This window comes from Escherichia sp. KCJ4928 (genome assembly GCF_004352695.1).
Lineage (GTDB): Bacteria > Pseudomonadota > Gammaproteobacteria > Enterobacterales > Enterobacteriaceae > ECMA0423.
Genome location: NZ_SJWV01000295.1, coordinates 1 through 3235 on the forward strand (window position 1 = coordinate 1; position 3235 = coordinate 3235).

The window sequence follows — 3235 nt, forward strand, 5'->3', positions numbered from 1 at the left end:
CACGTTAGTTAAAGATTTTTTTATATTCTCAAATTTGGCTTGGTTGATATCACTGATCGGTTTTTGACTTGACGTGATGAAGTCAATCATAACAGCCTTCATATTCTTAACTACATCAGGATGGGATGCAGAGAGATCTTTAGTTTGTTGCAGATCGTTGATATCGTACAGAGCTAGTTTATTCTCTGCATAGGTGTAAACCAGAGAATAATCGTTGCTTCTTACAGTGTATGCAAACTGGCTTAAGTCTTCTGTATGTGGGTTGTGCGGATAATCATCAGACTCTTTTCTCACGAATTTATGATATCCGTTCCAGAATGCAGTGTTCTCTTCGTCCCACCAGTGAGAATAAGAGGTAATCCAGGACAGATATTTGTGAGGTTCGCCAGCTGCAGATTTCTTATCAGCTCCTTTCTGTACATATGGCAATAATGATACACCATCCAGTTTCAGAGAAGCAGGGATCTTGATATCTGCGGCATCTAAAGCGGTCGGATAGAAGTCCATTGATGAAACCAGTTTGTCATAATCACCCGTTTTCAGCTTGCCATTCCACCACATGAACATAGGTGTATGCATACCACCCGGATACGGTTGGCCTTTGTAACCAGCCTGCGCACCATTCAGTGGCAGTGGACCATCAATTACAGCACCGTTATCAGAGGTGAACAGAATGATGGTGTTGTCGTACTGACCTTTTTCCTTAAGTGTATTCAGGATCTTTTTAACCCCCTGGTCAACGGAGTAAATTGACGCATAATAGTTATCAGCAGTTTTGCTACCAGTGTTGAATTTCTCCTGATAGTTTTTAGGCGCAGGCTGATCGTTAGGCAGGTGTGGTGCACTGTATGCCAGATAAATCATAAATGGCTGTTCCAGTTTGCTTGCACGGTCAATTACACCAATTGCTTCATCAGTTAATTGATCACTAATGTACCCTTCAGCTTTAATGTTTTCACGGTTACGGAACAATGACGGGGAGTTATAAAGTGAAACGCCGGATGCGTGATAGCCCATGAAGTAGTTGAAGCCACGATTCTGAGGTTGCCATTCTTCTGCGGAGAAGGTGGTGAAGTTATCGTGGTAGTCACGGGTTTGTTTTTCTTCAGGCACACCTACGTTGCTGATTTTTGATAAGTGCCACTTACCGATTGCTGCAGTGTAATAACCATGATTCTGAAGTAATTCAGACAGGAATGTTTCTTCCAGAGGGATACCATCCTGTGCATCAGAATTTGAATATACACCGAAGCGAGCAGGAGCTCGCGCCGTCAGGATTGCGGCACGTGAAGGGCCAGAGACACCGTGTGCAACATAGCCGTTAGTGAATTTTACACCTTCATCCATCAGGGATGCTAATGTTGGAGTGGATTTTTTTGCAGCTTCAATTGCTTTATCAATACCTATTTTGTATGTATCAACAACATTTCGGTTATCCATCGTTTTAGGGTCAAATGAACTATCATCAAAAGGCAATTGTCCATACCCTAAATCATCCATTGTTAAAACAATGATATTTGGCTTACCTTTAGTGCTGTATTCCGTCGGCGTAAAGTCCGCAAAGGCAACATTTGTTTTTGTTGCTTTGAGCTTAACATCATCTGCTGCATTTGCAGTACTCATCATCAGACCAGATGCTAATATAAGTGATATTGATGAGTTAAGCAGTTTTTTACTTAACTGATGTTCCATATGGTATTCCTTCTGAGTTGCATCACGAACATTTATTAATAATAAAAGCCTTTGATATAAATAAAATTATGTAAATCGTTTAAATGGATACCTGTTAAAACTGATACATCATGCCAACAGCAATTATATTATCGGTTGCAACACCAGCCTTTTGGGTAAATTCGCTTTCATCAATAAGGTTAATTTTGTAATCAATAAGAAGTGACATGTTTTTGTTCAGAAAGTAGTTCGCGCCAACATCAATATACTCAACAAGAGACTGATCGCCATAGTTTACTATTCCGCCTTTAACATCCATCCCTCTGGACTGAACGTAAGCCAGTGAAGGACGCAGGCCAAAATCAAACATATACTGAGCCACAACTTCAATATTCCGTGCTTTATCTGCGATGCCTGCGCTACCAAATGGAGTCATATTTCGGGTTTCAGAGTAGTCAGCTGCCAGATACAGGTCATTATCATTATACTTGACCCCAACACCTGCAAACTCTGCATGTTTTCCCCCGGCAATCCAGCGAGGCGTAATAACTTCTTTTCCTTCTGAATCTTTCGATGTCATGAAACGTTTACGACCTTCTTTTTCCTGCAGACTGGTTCTGTCGGCATTAGTGTAAGCGGCAACGATTCCAAAACCTTCATAGTCATAGCTTACGGAGAAGCCATATCCATCACCATTAGCTTCAAGTAAATTATCACGGTCATTTTTACCCTGATATTGAGCAGAAAAAGTAAGTCCATCAACAAGCCCGAAGAAATCTGTATTGCGCCAGGTCAGAACTCCGGTTGTTCTGCCGGTCATATAGTTATCAGAGTAAGTCCAGCTGTCACCACCAAAGTCCGGAAGTACGTCAGTCAGAGCCCCCACATCATAGGCAACACCATAGTTTCGCCCATAATCAAGTGAACCGAGTATATTGTGGCGAATACCTGCAAATGCCAGACGATTTTTATCGTTGCGTACTTCACTTTCTGTCTTAAACCCCAGGAACTGGTATTCCCACTGACCAAAGCCAGTCAGGCTCTCATTAATTTGTGTTTCGCCTTTGAAACCAAGACGTGCAAATGTTCTGTCGCCATCCATAGAACCATCAGAGATGTAATGACGGGCTTTAACGCGACCATAAAAATCCAGTTTATTACCGTCTTTATTATAGATTTCTGCTGCCTGTGTTGCCTCACACAGCATTAATGCAGAAACGACAGAGCACACAACCATACTTAATTTTCGCATAAAAAAATCCCCTGTGCACATTTTTAGTATGGTTTTAAAAATTAAACTATGGCGAAAAAATTATCATCATGTAAAGATGTAACAAAATATTGCTATGCGACACATATTGTTGTTTTTATTTGTGATTGTATGTTTTCTGGTGTATTTGACTTTTCTTTCTCAAGTGTTATTTCTTGACCTTTATCACAGAACCATCTCCCTGGATATCCCCATCACATTGCATGAAAAGCAAGTTTTACCAATCTTGATTTTCAGTATTAAATAAGATTAATAACTGTAATTCTGCAAAAAAAAGAACACCATATGTAGTAT

The 3235-nt window shown here is 40.5% G+C and carries 2 protein-coding genes; both read right to left on the reverse strand.

Annotated features, from left to right (window positions below):
- The coding region (locus E0D98_RS22700; protein WP_131891083.1) for a sulfatase at positions 1 to 1692 on the reverse strand (1692 nt) is incomplete at its 3' end.
- 94 nt (positions 1693 to 1786) lie between these two features.
- Positions 1787 to 2923: a porin gene (locus E0D98_RS22705; protein ID WP_001228923.1), complete on the reverse strand. Its 1137-nt coding sequence runs from the start codon at positions 2921 to 2923 to the stop codon at positions 1787 to 1789.
- Positions 2924 to 3235 lie beyond the last annotated feature (312 nt).

Bases quoted from the DNA above. Each gene is read 5' to 3' on its own strand.
- E0D98_RS22705 (WP_001228923.1), bottom strand. From the start codon at position 2,923: ATGCGAAAATTAAGTATGGTTGTGTGCTCTGTCGTTTCTGCATTAATG.